The 20,306-nt window shown below is 71.3% G+C and carries 20 protein-coding genes and 2 pseudogenes; 9 read left to right on the plus strand and 13 right to left on the minus strand.

The features are described from left to right. The 4 genes from ACXAHD_RS18665 to ACXAHD_RS18680 form a co-directional block, all read right to left on the minus strand. On the minus strand, positions 1 to 209 hold a 209-nt coding region (locus tag ACXAHD_RS18665; RefSeq protein ID WP_475052016.1), incomplete at its 3' end, for a hypothetical protein. A 518-nt stretch (positions 210 to 727) separates the two neighbouring features. Beyond that, positions 728 to 1,363 (minus strand): class I SAM-dependent methyltransferase, encoded by a 636-nt coding sequence (locus ACXAHD_RS18670; RefSeq protein ID WP_281552231.1) that lies wholly within the window; start codon positions 1,361 to 1,363, stop codon positions 728 to 730. A 19-nt stretch (positions 1,364 to 1,382) separates the two neighbouring features. Continuing rightward, positions 1,383 to 1,634 carry a hypothetical protein gene (locus ACXAHD_RS18675; RefSeq protein WP_281552232.1) on the minus strand — a complete coding sequence of 84 codons (252 nt, stop codon included), beginning with the start codon at positions 1,632 to 1,634 and terminating at the stop codon, positions 1,383 to 1,385. A gap of 273 nt (positions 1,635 to 1,907) precedes the next feature. Continuing rightward, positions 1,908 to 2,897, minus strand: coding sequence for a glycosyltransferase family 2 protein (locus ACXAHD_RS18680; RefSeq protein ID WP_281552233.1), 990 nt, complete (start codon positions 2,895 to 2,897; stop codon positions 1,908 to 1,910). Between the two features lie 211 nt (positions 2,898 to 3,108). Between ACXAHD_RS18680 and ACXAHD_RS18685 the strand changes: the two genes are divergently transcribed. Then, on the plus strand, positions 3,109 to 4,068 hold the full coding sequence (locus ACXAHD_RS18685; protein WP_281552234.1) for a sulfotransferase: 960 nt from the start codon (positions 3,109 to 3,111) through the stop codon (positions 4,066 to 4,068). Here ACXAHD_RS18685 and ACXAHD_RS18690 read toward each other — a convergent pair. The 4 genes and pseudogenes from ACXAHD_RS18690 to ACXAHD_RS18705 all read right to left on the minus strand — a co-directional run. Next, the gene (locus ACXAHD_RS18690) at positions 4,020 to 5,738 is read right to left on the minus strand and encodes a glycosyltransferase family 2 protein (protein ID WP_475052021.1); all 1,719 of its coding nucleotides are present in this window, start codon (positions 5,736 to 5,738) and stop codon (positions 4,020 to 4,022) included. The two genes, ACXAHD_RS18685 and ACXAHD_RS18690, sit on opposite strands and share 49 nt — an antisense overlap. Positions 5,739 to 5,815: 77 nt before the next feature. Then, positions 5,816 to 6,613, minus strand: a complete 798-nt coding sequence (locus ACXAHD_RS18695) for a DUF427 domain-containing protein (RefSeq protein ID WP_475052052.1) — start codon at positions 6,611 to 6,613, stop codon at positions 5,816 to 5,818. 83 nt (positions 6,614 to 6,696) lie between these two features. Continuing rightward, entirely contained in the window at positions 6,697 to 7,038 is a 342-nt protein-coding gene (locus ACXAHD_RS18700; RefSeq protein WP_281555823.1) for a hypothetical protein, read from the minus strand. A gap of 145 nt (positions 7,039 to 7,183) precedes the next feature. Beyond that, positions 7,184 to 7,390 (minus strand): annotated as a pseudogene (locus ACXAHD_RS18705) (AfsR/SARP family transcriptional regulator); the annotation flags it as partial. Between the two features lie 77 nt (positions 7,391 to 7,467). Between ACXAHD_RS18705 and mobA the strand changes: the two are divergent. Together mobA and ACXAHD_RS18715 are read left to right on the plus strand one after the other, a co-directional pair. Continuing rightward, positions 7,468 to 8,106, plus strand: a complete 639-nt coding sequence (mobA, locus tag ACXAHD_RS18710; protein ID WP_475052024.1) for a molybdenum cofactor guanylyltransferase — start codon at positions 7,468 to 7,470, stop codon at positions 8,104 to 8,106. 17 nt (positions 8,107 to 8,123) lie between these two features. Continuing rightward, positions 8,124 to 8,408 (plus strand): DUF6457 domain-containing protein, encoded by a 285-nt coding sequence (locus ACXAHD_RS18715; protein WP_281555757.1) that lies wholly within the window; start codon positions 8,124 to 8,126, stop codon positions 8,406 to 8,408. Here the strand turns inward: ACXAHD_RS18715 and ACXAHD_RS18720 are convergent. Next, positions 8,386 to 10,656, minus strand: coding sequence for an FdhF/YdeP family oxidoreductase (locus tag ACXAHD_RS18720; protein ID WP_475052027.1), 2,271 nt, complete (start codon positions 10,654 to 10,656; stop codon positions 8,386 to 8,388). The genes ACXAHD_RS18715 and ACXAHD_RS18720 overlap by 23 nt on opposite strands. A 171-nt stretch (positions 10,657 to 10,827) precedes the next feature. Between ACXAHD_RS18720 and ACXAHD_RS18725 the strand changes: the two genes are divergently transcribed. Then, positions 10,828 to 11,925 (plus strand): T3SS (YopN, CesT) and YbjN peptide-binding chaperone 1, encoded by a 1,098-nt coding sequence (locus ACXAHD_RS18725; protein WP_281555758.1) that lies wholly within the window; start codon positions 10,828 to 10,830, stop codon positions 11,923 to 11,925. Between the two features lie 48 nt (positions 11,926 to 11,973). Here the strand turns inward: ACXAHD_RS18725 and ACXAHD_RS18730 are convergent, their stop codons facing one another. Further along, on the minus strand, positions 11,974 to 12,441 hold the full coding sequence (locus tag ACXAHD_RS18730; RefSeq protein ID WP_281552238.1) for an Lrp/AsnC family transcriptional regulator: 468 nt from the start codon (positions 12,439 to 12,441) through the stop codon (positions 11,974 to 11,976). 59 nt (positions 12,442 to 12,500) lie between these two features. Here ACXAHD_RS18730 and ddaH point away from each other — a divergent pair, with 59 nt between their 5' ends. Then, positions 12,501 to 13,340: a dimethylargininase gene (gene ddaH / locus ACXAHD_RS18735; protein WP_475052029.1), complete on the plus strand. Its 840-nt coding sequence runs from the start codon at positions 12,501 to 12,503 to the stop codon at positions 13,338 to 13,340. 48 nt (positions 13,341 to 13,388) lie between these two features. Here the strand turns inward: ddaH and ACXAHD_RS18740 are convergent, their stop codons facing one another. Further along, on the minus strand, positions 13,389 to 14,594 hold the full coding sequence (locus ACXAHD_RS18740) for an ABC transporter substrate-binding protein (RefSeq protein ID WP_289211682.1): 1,206 nt from the start codon (positions 14,592 to 14,594) through the stop codon (positions 13,389 to 13,391). Positions 14,595 to 14,866: 272 nt separating this feature from the next. On the opposite strand from ACXAHD_RS18740, the gene ACXAHD_RS18745 reads away from it, so the two are divergent. Next, positions 14,867 to 15,544, plus strand: a complete 678-nt coding sequence (locus ACXAHD_RS18745) for a bacterial proteasome activator family protein (protein WP_475052032.1) — start codon at positions 14,867 to 14,869, stop codon at positions 15,542 to 15,544. Here ACXAHD_RS18745 and ACXAHD_RS18750 read toward each other — a convergent pair. Together ACXAHD_RS18750 and ACXAHD_RS18755 are read right to left on the minus strand one after the other, a co-directional pair. Next, positions 15,499 to 16,353, minus strand: a complete 855-nt coding sequence (locus ACXAHD_RS18750; protein WP_281552241.1) for an HAD family hydrolase — start codon at positions 16,351 to 16,353, stop codon at positions 15,499 to 15,501. The genes ACXAHD_RS18745 and ACXAHD_RS18750 overlap by 46 nt on opposite strands. A 4-nt stretch (positions 16,354 to 16,357) precedes the next feature. After that, positions 16,358 to 17,173, minus strand: a pseudogene (locus tag ACXAHD_RS18755) (HAD family hydrolase); the annotation flags it as partial. Positions 17,174 to 17,398: 225 nt separating this feature from the next. Between ACXAHD_RS18755 and ACXAHD_RS18760 the strand changes: the two are divergent. Genes ACXAHD_RS18760 through ACXAHD_RS18770 form a run of 3 tightly spaced genes read left to right on the plus strand, consistent with a single transcriptional unit; the run spans position 17,399 to position 20,298 of the window. Beyond that, the gene (locus tag ACXAHD_RS18760; RefSeq protein ID WP_475052036.1) at positions 17,399 to 18,406 is read left to right on the plus strand and encodes a lysylphosphatidylglycerol synthase transmembrane domain-containing protein; all 1,008 of its coding nucleotides are present in this window, start codon (positions 17,399 to 17,401) and stop codon (positions 18,404 to 18,406) included. Positions 18,407 to 18,415: 9 nt separating this feature from the next. Continuing rightward, positions 18,416 to 19,552 carry a glycosyltransferase gene (locus ACXAHD_RS18765; RefSeq protein ID WP_281552243.1) on the plus strand — a complete coding sequence of 379 codons (1,137 nt, stop codon included), beginning with the start codon at positions 18,416 to 18,418 and terminating at the stop codon, positions 19,550 to 19,552. Next, positions 19,549 to 20,298, plus strand: a complete 750-nt coding sequence (locus ACXAHD_RS18770; RefSeq protein ID WP_281552244.1) for a class I SAM-dependent methyltransferase — start codon at positions 19,549 to 19,551, stop codon at positions 20,296 to 20,298. The genes ACXAHD_RS18765 and ACXAHD_RS18770 overlap by 4 nt, the downstream gene beginning before the upstream one ends. The last annotated feature ends 8 nt before the right edge of the window (positions 20,299 to 20,306 follow it).

Genomic DNA, 20,306 nt, shown 5'->3' on the forward strand with positions numbered 1-20,306 from the left:
CCGAGCAGGTTGTAGGTCGACGTCCACATGTTGCCGTCGGCGTCGGTGACGCGGTGTTGGTTGCCGTGGCCGTCGTAGCCGTAGGTGGAGGCGACCGCGGTGCCGCCGGTGACGGTGAACACGCCGCTGAAGGTGTTCGCGGGGGTGTTGAGCGTGGGTGGCGTGCTGTATTCCAGGAGCTGGCTGGTGCGCCCGAGGGGGTCGGTCACGGTGGTCCGGACTGCGCCGCCGTCTGGTGGGAAAACCGTGGTGCGGTCGCCGTTGTGCACCATGGTGGTCCGGGAGACCTCCAGGCCGTTCCTTGAAGCTGTCGAGGGCGAAGGTGCGGTTACCCGCCTCGGACTTGACTTTCTTGTCGACGGCGGCGTAGCCGACGGTGGTGCGCTGACACCCCCGAACCGATGCGTGTGGGCTGTGGCGAACATCCGCCGCGCTCACAGACGCTCACAGGCGTCGACCAGAGTCTCGGCTGCGGCCTCGGTCGTGCTGTGGCCGGTCCGAAGCCCGTGCCCGGGGTGTCGCGGCTCCCCGAGAACCGGTCTGCGGCGGTCCGGCCGGTCGGCCCCGGGTGGTGGCCGGCGTTGCCGCGGATGCCGGGGCGGCCCTGACCGCGGTGTGCGACGGGCGGGAGTGGTCGGGCGTTGTCAGCGGGACGGGTGTCCGGTGGACCAGGCTTTTCCGGCAGGGACAATCCGATCTCCGGGACCGTCAAGTCGTAGGTCCTCCGTCAGGTGATGAACTGGAAAATCTTGCCGTTCTCCAGCGGTTGTGGGGTGCCGGTAAAGCGGTGAACGCCGACGGAGAACAGCACGTCGTCGGGAGCGGTGAAAGCCTGTTCGGAGAACCCTGCGTCGGTCAGCCACCTTCGGACAGCCGGTGTCAGGTCGAGGGCTCGTCGTGTCCTGGTCCAGATCACCGTGGCGTCGGCGGCGCAGAGCTGCGGCAGCGCGTGAATGGTGGTGTGGGCGTCGGCGTCGCTGATGTTGCCCAGGACGCCGGCCATGATGACCAGGTCGGCGGGCACCGCCTGCCGGTATGAGGCGAGGTCACCGGCATCGGCCTGCGCGACGGTCACCCTGTCGAGGTTCTCGGCGATTGCTCGGGTCCGGGCCGCGGCGACGTTGCGCGGTTCGTACTCGATCAGCGTTGTACTGACTCGCCTGGCGTCCGGGCGCGACGCGAGCACGGGCAGAATGTCGTGACCTTGGCCGGCGCACATGCTGACCACGGACACCGGTTCGCCAGGTCGCTCATCGAGCCACGCGGCGATGTGCTGCTGGACCAGCCTCAGCCGGCGTGCCAGGGGCGAGCCGGGATCGGTGTAGGGGTTGTGCCAGGCGTACCAATCCTTGCCGTCGTTCATGAAGGTGAGCCTGCCAGGGTCAGCCCGCGCGGCGGCGGGTGTGGGCATGCCGAGCATGGGAAGGCTTTGTCGGGGTGGTAGAGCTGTCCTGTTGCGAGGCAGTGGCGCAGGCAGCCGAGGAGCCGGTTGAACAGGTGGCGTAGTGCGGCGGGATGGCGGTCGCCGTGGTCGCGGTGGCGCTGGTAGTGCTGTGCTGCTTGGTGGGTTCGACGTGGGTGGCGGCGACGAAGGCCCAGAGATAACCGGCAGCGGCGAGCCAATCGTTCTTCATCTTGCGGTGGGTGATGGAGGTGCGCGCCCGGACGCGCGGGTGACCGGGGCCGCGCCGGCATAGGCCTTCAGAGCGCGGGCATCGGCGAACCGGGCTCGGTATACCGTCAATCCGGGCCAGATTTGTCGGATATGAGCCGCTACGCGGGGAGCGCCCAGCGAACACCCAAGGCGTCACGGCCTGCAAGGTAGCGTGAGATCAACTTACCGACCCTGTCCGTCGAACCGGGTCGACCCAACTGCAAAACGGGCGAAGCTGATGGGTGAAGCGGAGCTACCGCTGGAGCGCGTCCGTTTCAATCCCCGCCGACTGCTCGGGCTGCGTCTGGCGGCGACGGCGCTTGAGGATCATGTCCCGCACAGTACGGCGCAGGTCCGGTGGGATCAGCCAGATCTGGGCGAACGTGAAGTAGTCCAGCGCGCCCGGCTGCCCGTACCGGCGCGCCTCACGCAGCAGTGTCGCGAAGACCTTGCCACTGCGGGTCGGTGCCGCCATCGAGCTGATCACGCTCATTGTGAGCGCGGCGTACGCGCGGGGCGTCATCAGCGGACGGCTGCGCCGCAGCCACTCGAACTGTGCCTGCCACGGCGAGTCCAGGCTGATCCGTGGCCGGTCTTCGTCCTGATGCCAGATGACCAACGGCTCGTCGGCGAAGGTGAGCGCGACGTCGTCGTGACTCAGCGCGCGCAGCGACCAGTCGAGCTCCTGCATCCGGGGCACCGTCGGATCGAACGGCACCCGGCGGAACAGCTCGGTCGGGGCCATGATCGTCGACGTCTGGATGAAGCCGTCGCCGTGGAACAGTCCGCGCCGGACGGTGAAGTACTCGCTCGGCGGCTCACCCGGATCCGGTAGCCGCCGGGGGATCACGAACTCGGCCCGTGGGGTCCGGTTGACCAGCCGGCTGGCGACGATCGGCAGCGGCGCGGACGCCTCGCGGGCCGCGCCGAGCTGGGCGGCGAGCTTGTGGGGCAGCCATTCGTCGTCGTCGTCGAGCAGCGCCACCCAGGGCGCGCGGGCCTGTCGTACCCCGGCGTTGCGGGCCGCCGGTGCGCCGCCGCTGGCTGGCAGCTCGACTACCCGCAGCCGGGCGTCGGCGACCGCGTCGAGCGCGGATCGGGTCGCCGCATCGGGCCCGTCAACCACGACGATCACCTCGATGTCCTCGACGCTCTGCGCGAGGGCGCTGTGAGCGGCGCGGGTCACGAGGTCCGGGCGGTTGCGCGTCGGGATGACCACGCTGACGGCTGGGGTATCGGACATCACGCCTGACGATGGCGACCGTGGGCGACCATTGGGTGAATTCTGGGTAGTCATCATCCGTACGGGTCGGGAACACCCTCGGCAACCGGACGACGCACCGGCACCGACCCGGCATCCGGCACCGGCACCCGGCCTGTCGAGGCCCGAGGAGCGGGCCGGGCCGGCATCGTCTCCTGGCTAGACTCCGGCCGCAGCCTGTGGAGGGAGCGGTGTGACCAAGGTTCTGTTCATCGCGGCGTGGGGACGCAGCGGCACCACCATCTTGGACAACATTCTGAACTCGTACGAGTCGGTCTTCACCGTCGGTGAGCTCACCTACCTCTGGCTCCGCGGGCTGCAGCAGCGCCGGCCGTGCGGCTGCGGCGTCCCGGTCCCCGAATGCCCGCTCTGGCAGGAGATCCTCCGCGCCGCGTACGGGGACGACCCGCCGTCGGCCGCCGAGGTGTATGCGCTGCAGCGGAGCGCGCTGCGGGTCCGCCACACGCCCACCCTCCTGCGCGCCCGGCCCGCCCCCGACGTCGAGCGCTACCGACGGCTGATGGCCTCGCTCTACCGGGCCGTCGCGGACGTCACCGGCGCCACGCTGATCGTCGACTCGTCCAAGTCGCCCGCCGACGCCGCGATGCTGTCGGGCGTCGCCGGGGTGCAGCCGTACCTGCTGCACGTGGTGCGCGACCCACGGGCGGTGGCGTACTCCTGGTCCCGGACGACCTCCCACCACGATGCCTCGACCCCCGGCCTGACCCACCACCACAGCCCGGCCGAGAGCAGCCGGCTGTGGCTCGGCTGGAATCTGCTGATCGAGCGGACCGCCCGCGCCTTTCCCGGCCGGCACCGACGGCTGCGGTACGAGGATTTCATGGTCGAGCCCCGGGACACGGTCGAAGGTCTGCTCCGCTTCGTCGGCCTGCCGGAGGAGGTCGTGTCACCGCCGGCCGGCGGGCCGTTCGTCGACCGGCGTACCGTGCGGTTGCGACCCAACCACACGGTCTCCGGCAACCCGAGCCGGTTCCGCACCGGCGAGGTGTCGCTGAAGTTGGACGATCGCTGGATCGACCAGCAGGCCCGGGGCCAGCGGCTGATCTCGACCACGGTGTCGATGCCGTTGCTGCCCCGCTACCGCTACCCGCTGTGGCCGGCTCTGCGCCGCACCGCCGACCCGGCCCACTGAGCACGGACCCGCCGGCCCGCCATCCAGGCAACCACCACCGTCGCCTTGGCCAGCGACCGTACGCCTGCCACCTCGACCGTCGTCGGCACCAGCGCGGCAGGTGTCCGGCGACGCCGGGACGGCCGGGGCATGCCGTTCGCCAGGTCGGTCACCTCGAACCCGGTGAGGTCCACGACGCCGACCTCCTCGGCAGGCACGTCGCGGTGCCCGTACACCGAGGTCACCGCGTCGAACAGCGGCTCGTCGGCGGAGCGCACCCAGCGCGCCCGGCTGAGCGCCGCGGTCCGCCACAGCCGTACGCCGGCCTCCCGCGCCGGGTCCGCTCCGGGCTCGCCGACGTCGACCCGGACCACGCCGGCCTGGTGGCGGTCGGCGACGTCGATGAGGCGTCGCAGGGCGTCCGGGGCCAGGCCGTACGCGGCCGGCAGGTCCAGCAGGTACGGCGCGGGAAAGACGCTGCCGGGCCGCTCGGTGGCCAGCCGGACGCGTGGTTCACCCCGGTAGGTCGCGGTGATCAGTCGCAGGTCGCGCAGCGGGTCGGTGAGCACCCGTACCCGCGCGTCGTCGAGCTGATCCCATGGACCGACCAGGGTGACCCGGATGTCGTGCTCGCTGCCGCACAGCACCGAGTCGACGGCCGCCCGTACCCGTTCCAGCGGCTGGTCACCGACTGCCGTGACCACCTCGACGAGCGGGACCGACCAGGACGTCCCGCCCACCTTGCGCCAGCTGCGTGGGTACGGGATCCGGTCGGCGAAGAACGGGCGGTTCCAGCGGGCGATCTCCTTACGGGCGCGCATCACGTGGGTCCGCCCCAGATGCCAGCTCCGCGCGGCCGGCTCCGGCACGAACACGGCACCCGCCTGGGCCAGCCGGTAGCCGAACTCGGTGTCCTCGCCCAGCCGCAGCTGCGCGTCGAACCCGCCGGCCCGCTGGTACAGCTCGCGGCGCAACGCGGCGGTCGCGCCGACGTGGATCTTGAACGCGTGATGGTCGGCGATGCGCAGCTGGTCGGTCTGGTTGACGTACCGCTCGACGTAGCTGTGCGGCTCACCTGGGTCGCCACCGAACAGGTCCGCTGCCGCGCCGCGAGCCAGCGTCCGCGCGACCGTCTCCGCCGACGGCCACCGCCCGTCGCCGTCCGGGTCGACGAAGCGCTTGTAGCCGAGGGTGACCGCGTACGGCAGCACATGCTGCCAGCGGACCTGGGCCGCCACATGCTCGGGAAAGGCGATCATGTCGGCGTCCAGCCAGTGCAGGATCTCGCCGGTGCTGTGCGCGACGCCGCAGCGCAGGGCGGCGGCCCGCCCCCAACCGGCCTCGCAGTCGGCACCGACCCGGACAATCTTCGTCCGCGCCGGCCGGACCTCGGGCAGGATCAACGGCGGGTCCGAGCCGTCGTCGGCCACGACGACCTCGAGCAGGTCCGCCGGGTACGTCTGCCGGCTCAACGACGCCAGCGTCAGATCCAACGTGGGCTGGCAGTTGTAGGCCGGGATGACGACGCTCACCGTCATCGTGGGCCGCCAGCTGTCCAGATCGGGTACGGCCACCGACGACCAGTCGTTGCGGACGACCCGTGGGACACCGCCCGCCGGCTGCCCGACTGCCCCGGAACCGTCGAGCGTCCCGGATCCGTCCGTTGCGGTTGATCCGTCTGCCTGCGCCACGGGCAGAAGTTAGCAGGGGAAGGTGACCACCGGACGACACGCACCGCACGTACGGCCGGCGGGGTGTCGCGCCGGCTTCAGCTGAACTGCGTACGCGGCAGTTGCTGGGCGACGCCGTCGACGTACAGGTCGACCTTTTCGCTGTAGAAGCAGGCCAGACCGGCGATCTTCTGGCTCTCCGGCAGCGGCGCGCGGTAGATCCAGACCAGGTCGTCGTACGTCCGCTCGCCGAGCCGCACCGACCAGTACTCGGCGGTACCCTTGTACGGGCAGTGGGTGCGGGTCTGCGACGGCATCAGCAGGTCCCGCCGCAGGTCGGTCAGGGGCAGGTAGTAGCGCGGCGGCAGCCCGGTCTCGAACAGGATCCGGGGCGAGCCGGAATCGGCCAGCGTCACCCCGTCCAGCTCCACCCGCACCCGCCGGCTGCTGGCCAGAATGTCTACCCGGGTGTACGGATCACGCGGGTGCGTGTAGACCAGCTCATCCTCCTCCAGCCAGTCGTCCATCGCCGCCCAGTCCAGCCGTACCGCGTCGCGTAGCTGCGGCAACGGTGAGTCGGGGTAGCGGCGGGCGGCTCCGGCGGCGGTCCGGCCGTCCCCGGTGACCACGTCGAGGATCTCGGCGGTGCCCCGGCTCGGCGACCGCTCGGTGGCGCCGGTCGCGACGAGTGCCGCGCGGACATCCACCGCCGGCAGGTAGTAGGTCGGATAGTAGGGCTTCTCCCAGACCAGCAGCGGGGCGGTCGTGTCGGCCACCACCTCGCCGTGCAGGTACACCCGGACCCGTTTCTGGCCCGGTTCCACCCGGACCGCGCCACGCCGGCCCGGGGCCGGGCCGGCGTGGGACGTCTCGTCTCCGCTGTCGGGTCCGTTCACCCCGGAATCGTCCATACCACCGGCAACGATCATCGGGGGGTGGATGTTTCCCGTTGGCGGAGTCCGGGCTGGGCTCCCGCAGGTCAGGGCTGAAGATCGTCGCAGATGTTGTGCGCGCTGCCGACGGTGAAGCGCAGCGTCCGGTACCCCGACTTGCTGACATCCACGGTGTAGATGCCGTTTGGGACGTACATGCCGCTCGGATAGTTGCCCTTTCCTTCGTGCATGCCCAGCAGGATCGGGCCCCAGACCCGCCAGGTCACGTTGTTGGAGTAGGAGCCGCCCGGCCGGATGTTCAGCACCGAGGTGCCGCTGATGTCCACCTCGACCGACTCCCCGGTAGACGTGTTGGTGACCCGGTAGATGAGCGCTCCGGTGTAGATTTCCCGCTTTGACGAGCCGTCCGGGTACGTCGCCAGCACCATCTTGACCACCCGGTCCAGCGGTGGTGCCGGCGACCTCCCGGGCCAGGTCGGTGAAGCGGGTCGCGTCGACCTGCCCGGCCGGCACCGCGTAGCCACCACCCTTCGTGGTGATTCGCACCCCGTACGGCGACAGGGCGGCCCGCAGCCGCCCGACGTAGGTGTGCACGGCACCGCGGGCGTTCGGCGGCGGTGCACCGTCCCACAGCAGGTCGGTCAGCCGATCGGTGGCGACCGGACGACCGGCTGCCAGCAGCAGGATGGCGAGCAGCAGGCGTTCCTGCCGGCGCCGGCCCACCGGTACCGGCCGGCCGTCCCGTACCACTTCGAAGTTCCCGAGCAGCCTGAACTCCATACTGGAAGGACGCCCCGGCCGGCCGGCTTCGATGTCAACCGCACCGACGGGTTTCACCTCGCGGTACCGTCGGCGACGTGACCGGATTCGCGGCGGTGGTGCTGGCCGGTGGTGCGGCCCGACGGATGGGCGGCGTCGACAAACCGGACGTACCGGTCGGTGGGGTGGCCATGCGGGACCGGGTGCTGGCCGCCGTCGCGGGCGCCGACCCGCGCGTCGTCGTCGGCCCGCTGGCCGACCCGCCGCCGGGTGTCCTGGCGGTACGCGAGGAGCCGCCCGGGGCCGGTCCGGTCGCCGCCACCGCCGCCGGCCTCGCCGCGCTCCCCGCCCCGGTCGCGTTCGCCGAGCCGACCGGTCTGGTCGCCGAGCCGGCCAGTCTGGTCGCGCTGCTCGCCGGCGACCTGCCGCTGCTCACCGCCGACGCGGTGGACCTGCTGACGCGGACCGTACGGGCGGGTGGTGTCGACGGGGCGTTCTACATCGACACCACCGGCCGGCGGCAACTGCTCTGCGGTGTGTGGCGGACCGACCGGCTGCGTGCGGCGGTGGCCCGGCTCGCCGCACAGCGCGACGGCGGCCTCGTCGGGGCGTCGATGCGGGCGCTGCTCGGCAGCCTGTCCGTCGCCGAGGTGACCTGGCCCGGCGCCGGCGCGGCACCGTGGTTCGATTGCGACACCGACCAGGACGTCCGGCAGGCACGGGAGTGGGTCCGATGAGCGACACGGTGGGTGCGATGAGCGACACGATGACGAGCTGGGTGGCGTCGGCGGCCGCCGAACTCGGGCTCGACCCCGGCGAGGTGCCGGTGCCGGTGGTGCTGGACCTGGCCCGCGACGTGGCGCACAACGTGCTGCGACCGGGTGCGCCGGTCACCGCGTACCTGTTGGGGTTGGCCGTCGGCCGTGGCGCCGATCCGGTCGAGGCCGGTGCCCGGCTGGCCGCCCTGGCCCGTGCCTACGGTGACGGCGAGGAGGTCGGGCCGGCCCCGGGCGAGGTCAGGCCGGCTCCAGGCGGATGACGATCTGCTTGGACGTCGGGGTGTTCGACCCGGCGGCGGTGGAGTCCAGCGGCACCAGCACGTTCGCTTCCGGGAAGTACGCGGCCGCGCAGCCGCGCGCTGTCGGGTAACTCACCACTCGGAAGGCGCTCGCCCGGCGCTCGACCTGATCCGACCACTCCGACACCAGGTCGACCTGGTCGCCGTCGGTGAAGCCGAGCGCGGTCAGATCGTCCGGGTGGACGAAGACCACCCGGCGCCCGCCCCGGATGCCGCGGTAGCGGTCGTCGAGCCCGTAGATCGTGGTGTTGTACTGGTCGTGGCTGCGCATGGTCTGCAGCAGCAGCCGGCCCGGCGGCACCTCGATCACGGTCAACGGGCTGACCGTGAACGCGGCCTTGCCGGACGCGGTGGCGAAGGTCCGCCGGTCCCGGGGCGGATGCGGCAGCACGAATCCGTCCGGCTCGGCGACCCGGCGTTCGAAGTCGGCGAAGCCCGGTACGACGTCGGCGATGGTCGCCCGGATCGCCCGGTAGTCGCCCTGGTACGCCTCCCACGGCACCGGCGAGTCGGGCAGTGTGGCGCGGGCCAGCCGGGCGACGATCGCCACCTCGGAGAGCAGTTGGTCGGAGGCGGGGGCGAGCCGGCCCCGGGAGGCGTGCACTGCCGACATCGAGTCCTCGACGGTGACGAACTGGTCGCCGGCGGCCTGCCGGTCCCGTTCGGTGCGGCCCAGGCAGGGCAGGATCAGCGAGGTCGCGCCGGGCACCGTGTGCGAGCGGTTCAGTTTGGTCGACACGTGCACGGTCAACGCGCACGACGCCAGGGCGGCGACCGTCACGTCGGTGTCCGGGCTGGCGGCGGCGAAGTTGCCGCCGAGGGCCATGAAGACGCTTACCTCGCCGTCGCGCATCGCCCGGATCGCGCCGACCGTGTCCAGCCCGGTCGAGGTCGGCATCGGTACGCCGAGTCGCCGGCCGAGCGCTGGCAGCCAGGCCGGCGGCTCGTGCCAGATACCCATTGTGCGGTCACCCTGCACGTTGGAGTGTCCGCGCACCGGGCAGAGGCCGGCCCCCGGCTTGCCGATCATGCCGCGCAGCAGTTGCACGTTGACGATCTCGCGGATCGCGTCGACCGAGTCCTGCCGCTGGGTCAGCCCCATCGCCCAGCAGACGATGGTCGCGTCGGAGGCGGCGAACAGCTTCGCCACCTCGACGACCTGGGCCCGGTCCAGCCCGGTGGCGGCGGTCACCGCCGACCAGTCGAGCCCGGCGCGGGCGGCGTGGTACTCGGCGTACCCGCTGGTGTGGGTGTCGACGAAGTCGGTGTCGACCGCGTCGTCGGCGACCAGCAGCGCGCCGATCGCCTGGAAAAGCGCCAGGTCGCCGCCGATGCGGATCTGCAGGAAGTGGTCGGCCAGCGGGGTGCCGGCCCCGACCAGGCCGCCGGGGCGTTGCGGGTTGCGGAACCGCATCAGCCCGGCTTCGGGCAACGGGTTGACGGCGACGATGGTGGCACCGTCCCGCTTGGCCCGCTCCAGCGCGGAGAGCATCCGGGGGTGGTTGGTGCCCGGGTTCTGCCCGACGACGACGATCAGTTTCGCCCGGTGCAGGTCGTCCAGGGTCACCGAGCCCTTGCCGATGCCGATGGTGCTGAGCAGCGCCATGCCGGACGATTCGTGGCACATGTTGGAGCAGTCCGGCAGGTTGTTGGTGCCCAGCGACCGGGCGAACAGCTGGTAGAGGAACGCGGCCTCGTTGGAGGTGCGGCCGGAGGTGTAGAACGCGGCCCGGTCCGGGGAGTCCAGGGCCCGCAGTTCGTCGGCGATCAGCCGGAACGCGTCGTCCCAGCTGATCGGGGTGTAGTGGTCGGCACCCGGTCGGCGCACCACCGGGTGGGTGAGCCGGCCCTGCTGGCCGAGCCAGTGGTCGGAGCGGGTGGCCAGCTCGCTGATCGGGTGCTCAGCGAAGAACTCCGGGGTGACCCGGCGCAGGGTCGCCTCCTCGGCGACCGCCTTGGCACCGTTCTCGCAGAACTCGGCGTGCGCGCGGCGCTGCGCGGCCGGCTCCGGCCAGGCGCAGCCGGGGCAGTCGAAGCCGCCCGGCTGGTTGACCCGCGCAAGGGTGAGCGCGGTACGCCGTACACCCATCTGGGCGACGCCGGCGCGCAGCGCATGGGTGACGCCCGGCAGTCCGGCCGCGCTGGTCGCCGGCCGGTCGACCCGCAGGTCGCGGTCGCCGGCGTCGTCTCGGGGGGCGGAACGTGCCATGCCGCCACCTTCTCACGTGCTGCGATCCGCCGGCTACATCCGAAAGCGCAGGCCAGCGGCGGTACGGCAGCTACGGCCGGCCAGTGCCGGTTATCCGACGGCGGCTGGGGCTAGCCGGTGTGGTGGCTCACCTGGGTAGGGTGTGCGCACAACGAGACTGAGTTGATCATCGTGGGGGAGCAGGTGCCGGCAACAGGAGATCAGGCGTCCGGGAGTCAGCCGGCGGCGCACGAGCCGCTCCTGCTCGACGAGCCGAGCACGGCCGACCTGCGGGAGAAGGTGACCCAGGCGTGGCGGGACTTCGCCGCCGCGCTGGCCGCCATGCTGCCGACGCTGCCGGCAGGTGCACAGGTGGAGCTCACCCTCGATCCGACGGCGTCCGGCACCGGGGACGCGATCTACTCGGTGGATGTCTCGGTCGGCCTGCAGGACCGGTTGACCGCGTCGGCGGTGAGCAACGCCACCCTGCCGCCGGACTACCGGATGGGCCGGGACGCCGTCGCCGAGCTGGTCGCGCTCGGCTGGTCGCCGCCCGGGGTGGTGCCGGGTTGCGGTGACAACTTCGGGCTGGCCACGACGACCACCGACGTCGCCCGGCTGGCCTCAGTGATCACCCACACGCTGCGCCAGGTCTACGGTGCCCCGCATCCGGCCTTCGTCGTCTACTCGGTGAACGACGACAGCGACTCGCCGATCGAGGTCGAGCCGCTCGGCACCGCCCGACCGGCGTCGTCACTCGGTGACCATCTCGGGCTGCCGACCGGCGACTCGCTGCCTGACGACGGTGACGACGGTCCGGGTGACGCGCTGCCGCTCGACGACCGGGTCCGTACGGTGGTCGCGACGATGATGCGCAGCACCCCGGAGCACCTGCACGTGGACGCGGACGGCGACATCGGGATCCGGGCCGGCTCGGCGATGGTTTTCGTCCGGATCCGGGACAATCCGCCGCTGGTGGACGTCTTCTCACCGGTGCTGACCGAAGTGGAGCCGACCGAGCAGTTGTACGTGAAGCTGTCCGAGTTGACCAACCGGATGCCGATCGGGCGGCTGTACTGCACAAACGACACGGTGTGGGCGTCCGTGCCGGTCTTCGGCCGCAACTTCCAGCCCACTCATCTGATGCTCGCGGTGCAGGTGATGACCGGTCTCGCCGACGAGTTGGACGACCGGTTGCACGGCGAGTTCGGTGGCAAGCGGTTCTTCGGCGACGGGGACAAGCCGTCCCGGGGCGACGCCGGGGATCACCGCACCGGCATGTACCTCTGACCTGACCGGGCACTTGCCGGACAGGTCAGCGGGTCGGGCACGGGCCGGTCAGGCCGGTGGGTCGGGGACGGCGACCGGCGGCGGTGCGTCGACCAGCCGGGAGAGCACGATCATGCTCTTCGTGGCGGTGACGAACGACTCGGCCCGCAGCCGTTCGAGGGCCTGCTCCAGGTGCGCGATGTCGGCTGCCCGCAGATGCACCAGGGCGTCTGCCTCGCCGCTGACCGTGTACGCCCCGACCACCTCCGGGTGCTGGCGGGTGGCCGCCGCGATCTGGGCCGGTGTGGTCCGCCCGGTACAGAACAGTTCGATGAACGCCTCGGTTGTCCAGCCGACGGCGGACGGGTCGACGACGGCGGTGAAGCCACGGATCACCCCGGCCGCCCGCAGCCGGTCGACCCGACGTTTGACCGCCGGGGCGGATAGCGACACCCGGGCACCGATGTCCGCGTAGGACGAACGGGCATCGGCCACCAGCGACGCAATGATTCGCTGGTCCACGGCGTCGATATGCAACGTTTAGCCCTTCAGGCGCAACGATAGAGACTTCTTATTGTGTGACAGCATACCTACTCTTGGTTCCCGTGACCGATGTGCGCGCTGCCGCCGGGCAGCCCCGGACCTACCTGATGTGTCCGCCGGAGCACTTCGCCGTCGAGTACGCAATCAATCCGTGGATGAACCCTCAGTTGCCGGTGGACACCGAACTCGCCGTCAAACAATGGGAAGGGCTACGCGAGACGCTGACCGGCATCGGGCACCAGGTTCGGCTGCTGCCGGCCCGCGCCGACCTGCCCGACATGGTGTACGCCGCCAACGGCGCCTTCTCGGTCGACCGCCTTGTATTCGGGGCCCGGTTCACCTACCCGCAGCGGGCCGCGGAGGCCATCGCGCATCGGGATTTCTACGAGGAGCTCGGCTGGCGGTACGTGCGGCCCACCGAGACCAACGAGGGCGAAGGCGACTTCACCTACCTGCCGGGAGCGTACGGTGGCACGATCCTCGCCGGCTACGGATTCCGTACCGACCCGGACGCGCACCGCCGGCTCCAGGAGACGCTGAGCCGGCCGGTTGTGTCGTTACGTCTGGTCGACCCGCACTTCTACCACCTGGACACCGCGCTGGCCGCCCTCGACGACGAGACCGTCGCCTACTACCCGCAGGCCTTCTCCCCCGCGTCGCAGCGGGTGCTCCGGCAGTTGTTCCCCGGCGCGGTGATCGCCGACCGGTCCGACGCGCTGGCCTTCGGGCTGAACTTGATCAGCGACGGCCGGTATGTGGTGGTCAACAGCGAGGCGACCAGGATGGCCGGCAAGCTGGCCGCCGCCGGCTACCAGCCGCTGCTGGTCGAGTTCACCGAGCTGCACAAGGGCGGCGGCAGCGTGAAGTGCTGCGTCGCCGAGCTGCGCGGCTGACCCACGGTTCCAGCCCAGTCCAGTCCGGCGCTCGGCTGACTGTGGCGCTCAGCCGAGCGTGGCGAGCTCGGTGATCAGCACGTTCGACAGCACCGGACCGTCGCGCAGCACCTCACGCAGGTACCACTTCTGCTGCGGCGTACGCGGCTGGTTGAACTGCCACAGCCCGCGCGGGCTGTCGATCTGTCCCACCCGGCCGAGCGCCAGGTTCAACTCCTGGGAGGTGACCCCCGATCCGGCGGATCGGATCGCCTTGTCCAGCACCTGGGCCGCGTCGTAGGACGACATCGCGTACGTGGTCGGCGATGCCCCGTACCGCTTGCGGTAGCCGGTAGCGAACTGCAGGTTGGCCGAATTGTCCAGGTCAGCCGAGTAGTTGAGGGCGGTGACGATGCCACTCGCCTCCTCGCCCAACTGGTCGATGACGTTGCCCTCGGTGAGGAAGCCCGGGCCGTAGATCGGACCTTCGAAGCCGGCGTCGCGCAGTTGCCGGATGAACTCGACCGCCGCCGAGCCGGTGAAGTGGCAGTAGACCGCCTCCGGATCCCGGAAGATCACCTCCTGGATCGGCTCGGTGAAGGTGTCCCGACCCGGATTAGGGGTGGCGTTGGCCCAGATGACCGCCCCGGAGATCCGCTCGTCGCTGGCGCCGAAGCCTTCCCGGAACCCCTGCACCACGTCGCGGCCGGCCGGCTGGTCGGCGGCGACAATCGCCACCTCGCCGTTGGCGGACACCTCTCGGGCCAGGTAGCCGCCGAGGGCGAGGCCAGGCTCGTCGGCGACGTACGAGGTACGCCAGATGTAGACGACGCTCTGCAAGCTGCGGGGCGAGGCGTTCGAGCCGATCAACGGCACCCGGGACTCTTCCACGGCGTCCCGGATGGCGAGCATCACCGCCGAGTTGGCCACCCCGGTGAGCGCCAGCACCTGCTGCTGGAGCAGCGAGTCGACCGCCGCCAGCCCGGACTCGGGGGTCTCCCCCTCGTCGGCGATCACCAGGTCGACCGGGCGGCCCCCCAGCCGCTGCTGGTTGGTGTCCAGGTAGAGCTGGAAGCCGTTGAGCATCTCGTCGCCGATCGGCTTGTAACCGCCGGTCTGCGGGACGATCAGCCCGATGCGTACCGGCCGGTCGCTGACCGGGCCGTCGTCTTCGCTCGAGTCGTCACCCGTACCGACGCTGCAGGCGCTGGCCAGCCCGGTGGCGCCGAGCGCGGCCAGCAGCTTCAGGGCTTGCCGACGGTCGATGTGAGGCACAGGGGTGGTCCTCTCCCATGGGTACGACGATCGGTCGCGCAGGCGGAGCACGCCGACGGTGGCGAGTTGGTCGACGGTCCACTCGGCGTTCTACCCGCTCGGCTGCGTCCAGTCAATGGTAGGTGATCTGCCGGTTCACGCCGCCGACGGGCGGGGTGATCGGAGAGCCGACGGGCGGCGTGAACCGGAAACCTGCGGGCGGCGTGATCGGAGAGCCGGCGGGCGGCGTGATCGGGGGACCGGCGAGCGGCCGGCCCTGGTGCTGCGTCAAGATGGAGCCTATGACCGAGACGTCAGGCTCCCCGGAAGAGACCAACGAGTCCGGCCCGGCGGCTGGCCGGCCCGGCGCGGTGGTGGTGGTCGGCCCGGACGGACGACCGGTCGGCACGGTGAACGTCGGCGGTGCCGGTGCCGCAGGTGCCCCCGGTGACGCCAGCGGGGCCACCGGTGCCGGCGACGAGCCGGTCGACCCGGAAGACCCGTCGCAGCTGATCGAGCAGCCGGCCAAGGTGATGCGGATCGGCAGCATGATCAAACAGTTGCTGGAGGAGGTCCGCGCCGCCCCGCTCGACGAGGCGAGCCGGCAGCGGCTGCGCGAGATCCACCGGCGTTCCATCACCGAGCTGGAGGACGGCCTGGCACCGGAGCTGCGCGAGGAGCTGGCCCGGATCTCGCTGCCGTTCGAGGACGGCGCCACCCCGAGCGAGAGTGAACTGCGGGTCGCCCAGGCCCAGTTGGTCGGCTGGCTGGAAGGGCTGTTCCACGGCATCCAGGCGGCGCTGATGGCCCAGCAGATGGCGGCGCGGCTGCAGCTGGAGCAGATGCGTTCCGGCGGGCGTCCGGCGCTGCCGGTCGGCCCGGGCGGGATGATCCCCGGCATGCCGGGGCAGCCGGGCCAGGCCGGTCAGCCGGGCGAGGGCGGCGGCACCCGCACCGGCCAGTACCTCTGACTCTGCGCCAGCAACTGCTCAAGGTACGCGGCTACCCCGTCGTCGGAGTTTGACGCCGTCACCGCGTCGGCGACCTCCTGCACCGCCGGGTGGGCGTTCGCCACCGCGACCGCCTGCCCGGCCCAGGTCAGCATCGGGACGTCGTTCGGCATGTCGCCGAAGGCGACCACGTCGGCGGCACCGATCTGCCAACGGGCGCAGAGCCAGGCCAGCCCGGCCGCCTTGGTGACCCCGGCAGCTGAGATCTCCACCAACCCGGACTTCGACGAGTGGGTGGCCTCGGCCAGCCCGGCGAGCGCTCCGGCGACGATCCGGACGAACACTTCCGGGTCATCGTGGCTGCTGCGGGCCAGCAGTTTCACCGCCGGCGCGGCGAGCAGCCGCGTCGAGTCGGTGACCTGCCGGGCGGTGGGGTGATCGCTGTTCCAGTGCGCCGGCCAGTCGGTGCCGTGCCGCATCAACCGGCCATCCTCCACCTCGACGGCGAAGACCACATCCGGGACTTCGGCGCGCAGTCGCCGGGCGACCTCGGCCATGATCTCCGGGGCGAGCGGGTCGGCGCGCAGCACGGTGTCGGTACGCGGCTCGTAGACCACGGCACCGTTCGCGCAGACCGCCGGCACCGGGGCCCGCAACTGTTCGTACACGGCCGGCAGCCAGCGCACCGGCCGACCGGTGACCAGCACCACCCGCCCGCCGCGCAGCTGGAACTCGTCGAGCGCAGCCGCGGTCCGGGCACTGAGCGACTTATCGGGCCGCAGCAGTGTCCCGTCGAGGTCGGTGGCGACCAGACGTGGATGCACTTCCATCTCCGGACAGTAGCCGGTCGAGGTAAATCGCTACGCCGTCATCATCATTACGCAGTGTAACCTCATCGGCGGCACGGCGTACTGTCGGATGGGCGTTCGACACCGCCACCCTCGACCACCCGGCCCAGGCGAACATCGGCAGGTCGTTGGGCATGTCACCGAAGACCAGCACGTCCGCCGGGTTGACGTCGAGCGACTCCGCGACGACCGCCAGGCCGCTGGCCTTGTCGACGCCGGGCGGACAGATCTCGATGAAGCCCAGCCCGGCCTGGGTGACCGTCGCCAGCGTCGGCGGGACGATCTGCACCGCGGCGGCGAGCAGCGCGTCGACGTCGTGCGACGGGGTCCGGGCGAACGCCTTGATCACGTCGGTGGCCAGGCACTGCTGCCTGGTACGGGCCTCGAACCGCTCCGGGTACCGCCACTGCGGGTCGAAGTCGCCCCACAGCGGCGCCTCGTGCTCGTCAGACGCTTCGACCATCACGATCAGCGGACCGACTGCCGCCTCCAGCTCGGTGATCAGCTGGGCCAGCACGTCGGCGGACAGCCGCTCGTCGCGCAGCACCCGTACACCGGTCGGGTCGCTCTGGTCGACCACCCGCCCGCCGCCGGCCATCACCAGATAGTCGGCGGCCCGGATGTCGTTGCGGGTCAACTCGATCAGCCGGGGTCCGCGGCCGGTCGCCCCGACGACCGGGATGCCGAGCGACCGGGCCCGGTCCAGCACCTCATGGGTGTACGCGGAGACGGTCTCGTCGCTGCGGACCAGGGTGCCGTCAAGGTCGGTGGCGATCAGCTTGGGTAGACCGGAGCGCGGCATGCTGTCCTCCTTGATCCCCGGGTCGACGGGTCGACGGGTCGACGGGTCAGCAACCGTACCTCGCGTACCGTGACCTGGCCATGACGTGCGCGCGAAGACCGGATGCACACTGACCAGGGCCGGGACGCAGGCGGCGGGCGGACGGCATGGGCGGGGGCCGCGCGGTGCCGCGACCGGGCCGGGGTGACCAGCGACCACAGCCGACGTACGAGTAGGGTGCCTGGCGTGCATCCGCCGGCGTCGCACCGTCCCAGTCTGCTGAGACGAGCGCTGCAGGTCGCCGTGGTCGGTGCCTTCGCCGGATTCATCGGCTGGGCCCTCGCCAGCCAATGGTCGCAGGTCCGAGCCACCGCTACGGACCTGACCGTCCCCAGTCTGCTCCTGGCCACCGCCGGGGCCATCGTCGCGCTGTGGTGCAACTTCCTGAGCTGGCGGGCGATCCTCGCCGACTTCGGTAGCCGGATACCACTCGGTGCCGGCATGCGGGTCTTCTTTGTCGGACAGCTCGGCAAGTACCTGCCCGGCAAGCTGTGGCCGATGCTCACCCAGGCCCGGCTGGGCCGGACCTACCAGGTTCCCGGTCGATCCTCCGCAGCAGCGGCGCTGCTGGTCATGGCAGTCTCGCTCGGCACCGGCCTGCTCCTTACGGTGTGTCTGTTGCCGCTGGTGAGCCCGGCGGCCTTCGATCGCTACTGGTGGGCGTTGCTGGCCCTGCCGCTGGCCGCAGCGGGGCTCTGGCCTCCGTTGCTCAACCGGGGTCTGGCGATCGCCATGCGCCTGGCCCGCCGCGAGCCGATGCCGCGGCCGCTGTCGCTGAGCGGGATCGGCCAGTCGGTGCTCTGGTCGGTACTGGCCTGGCTGGCGTACGGCGGGCACATCTGGGCGCTGCTGCGGGGTCTCGGCGCAGCGGACGGCCCCCACCTGGTGTTCCTGTCGATCGCCGCGTTCGCCGGCTCCTGGGCGATCGGATTCCTGCTGATCGTCGCGCCGGCCGGGGCCGGACCTCGGGAGGCCGCGCTGGTGGTCATCCTCAGCGTGAGCGTGAGCCAGCCGATCGCTCTGGTCGCGGCCGTGGTGTCCCGGCTGTTGATGATCGTGGTCGATGTAGCCGCACCGGCGGTGGCGGTGCTGTTGGCCAACCGGTTCCCCGGCGGCGAACCTCGTAAGCCGGGCCTGGCTGACCGGACCGACGAGGTGGACAGCGCTCACCACAGCCGATCCGAACCTGGTTAGACTGCGCCCGTGCGCTGGCTGGTGTTCGGGACCTACGAAGCCCAACGTCATCCCCGCGTCGCCGTGCTAATCGAAGGTCTGCGAGCGGCCGGCGACGCCGTCATCGAGCTCAACGCCCCGCTGGGGCTGGACACCGCCGGGCGGGTCGCGATGCTGCGCCAACCCTGGCGGCTGCCGCTGCTCGCGGTCAAGCTGGCCCGTTGCTGGGCTTCGCTGGCCTGGCGGGCCCGCCGCTTCCGCCGGCCCGGGAAGGTCGACGCGGTTCTGGTCGGGTATCTGGGGCACTTCGACGTACGGCTGGCCCGCCGGTTGTTTCCCGGTACCCCGATCGTGCTGGACCATCTCGTCTCGGCCGCTGGAACGGCCCGTGACCGCGGTCTCGCCACCGGCGGTGGGATCAAGGGTCGGTTGATGCGTGCGATCGACGACGGCGCGCTCGGCAGCGCCGACCTCGTCGTGGTGGACACCACCGAGCACGCGGCTGCGCTGCCCCCTGCGGCAGCCGACAAGGGTGTGGTCGCGCTGGTCGGCGCCGGACGGGAGTGGTTCGCCGCCCGACGGCCGGATGCCGCTGAGGTGTCCGGCCCGCTGCGGGCCATCTTCGTCGGTCTGTACACCCCGCTGCACGGCACGGCGGTGCTCGGGGCAGCTCTGGCCGACCTCGCGGCGGACGAGTCGGTCGAGGTCACCATGGTCGGCACCGGCCAGGAGTACGCCGAGTGCCGCGCCGCCGCAGCCGGCAACCCTCGGGTTACCTGGATCGACTGGGCCACCCCCGACGAGCTTCCGGCCCTGGTGGCCGGGCACCATGTGGCGCTGGGCATCTTCGGCACCACCGACAAGGCCCTCAACGTCGTGCCGACCAAGGTCTTCCAAGGGGCCGCCGCCGGCTGCGCCGTACTGACCTCGGACACTGCGCCGCAGCGGCGGGTGCTCGGCGAAGCGGCCATCCTGGTGCCACCTGGCGATTCGACGGCGATCGCGGCCGAACTTCGGTCGTTGGCCGCGGACCGGCCTGCGCTGCGCCGATGGCAGCAGGCCGCCGGCCGCCGGGCCGACGAGAGCTTCCAGGCTGCCGCGGTGACCGAGCCGGTCCGGCAGCGTGCCGGCAGCCTCACGACGGCCGACAGGGTGGCGGGCCGATGAGCGCTCCGGGCCGACCACCGTTGTCCCCGCGCGCGGCACTGCGCTGGGACATCGTCCGCCGGCAGATCGCGGCCCTGCAGCCGACGAACATCCTGGAACTGGGCTGCGGGCTCGGAGCCGTCGGCACCTACCTGGCCGGCGCAGCGCCGTACACTGCGGTCGAGCCGGACGATCAGAGCTTCGCCGTGGCACACCAGCGGATCACCCCGCATGGCGGAACGGTGATCCACGGCGATCACCGCAAGGCGCCGGCCGGCACGACGTACGACCTGGTCTGTGCGTTCGAGGTGCTGGAGCACATCGAGGACGATGCCGCCGCGCTCGCGGCCTGGCTCCCGTTGGTCCGTCCCGGTCGGCAGCTGCTGCTGTCGGTGCCGGCCGATCCGCACCGGTTCGGTCCGTCCGATGTGTTGGCCGGGCACTACCGGCGGTACACCGCCGACCAGTTGCACGAGGTCCTCACCGCTGCCGGTGCCGAGCAGATCAGGATCATCCACTACGCGTGGCCGCTGGGCTACATCCTTGACATCGTACGCGACCGACTCGCTGCCCGGCGCACCGCGACCGCGGCGGAGAGCGCGCAGGACCGGACACACACCTCGGGGCGGCTTTTCCAGCCACGCGGAGCGCTGGCCGGAACACTGATCAGGGCCGCCGTTGCGCCGTTCGCGGCGGTTCAGCGGCTGCGCCCGGGGCATGGGCCAGGGCTGGTCGCCGTGGCGACCCGCCCCGCCGTCTCAGCCTGATCTAAGGT

It is taken from the genome of Micromonospora sp. ABR4_055 (assembly GCF_056160425.1).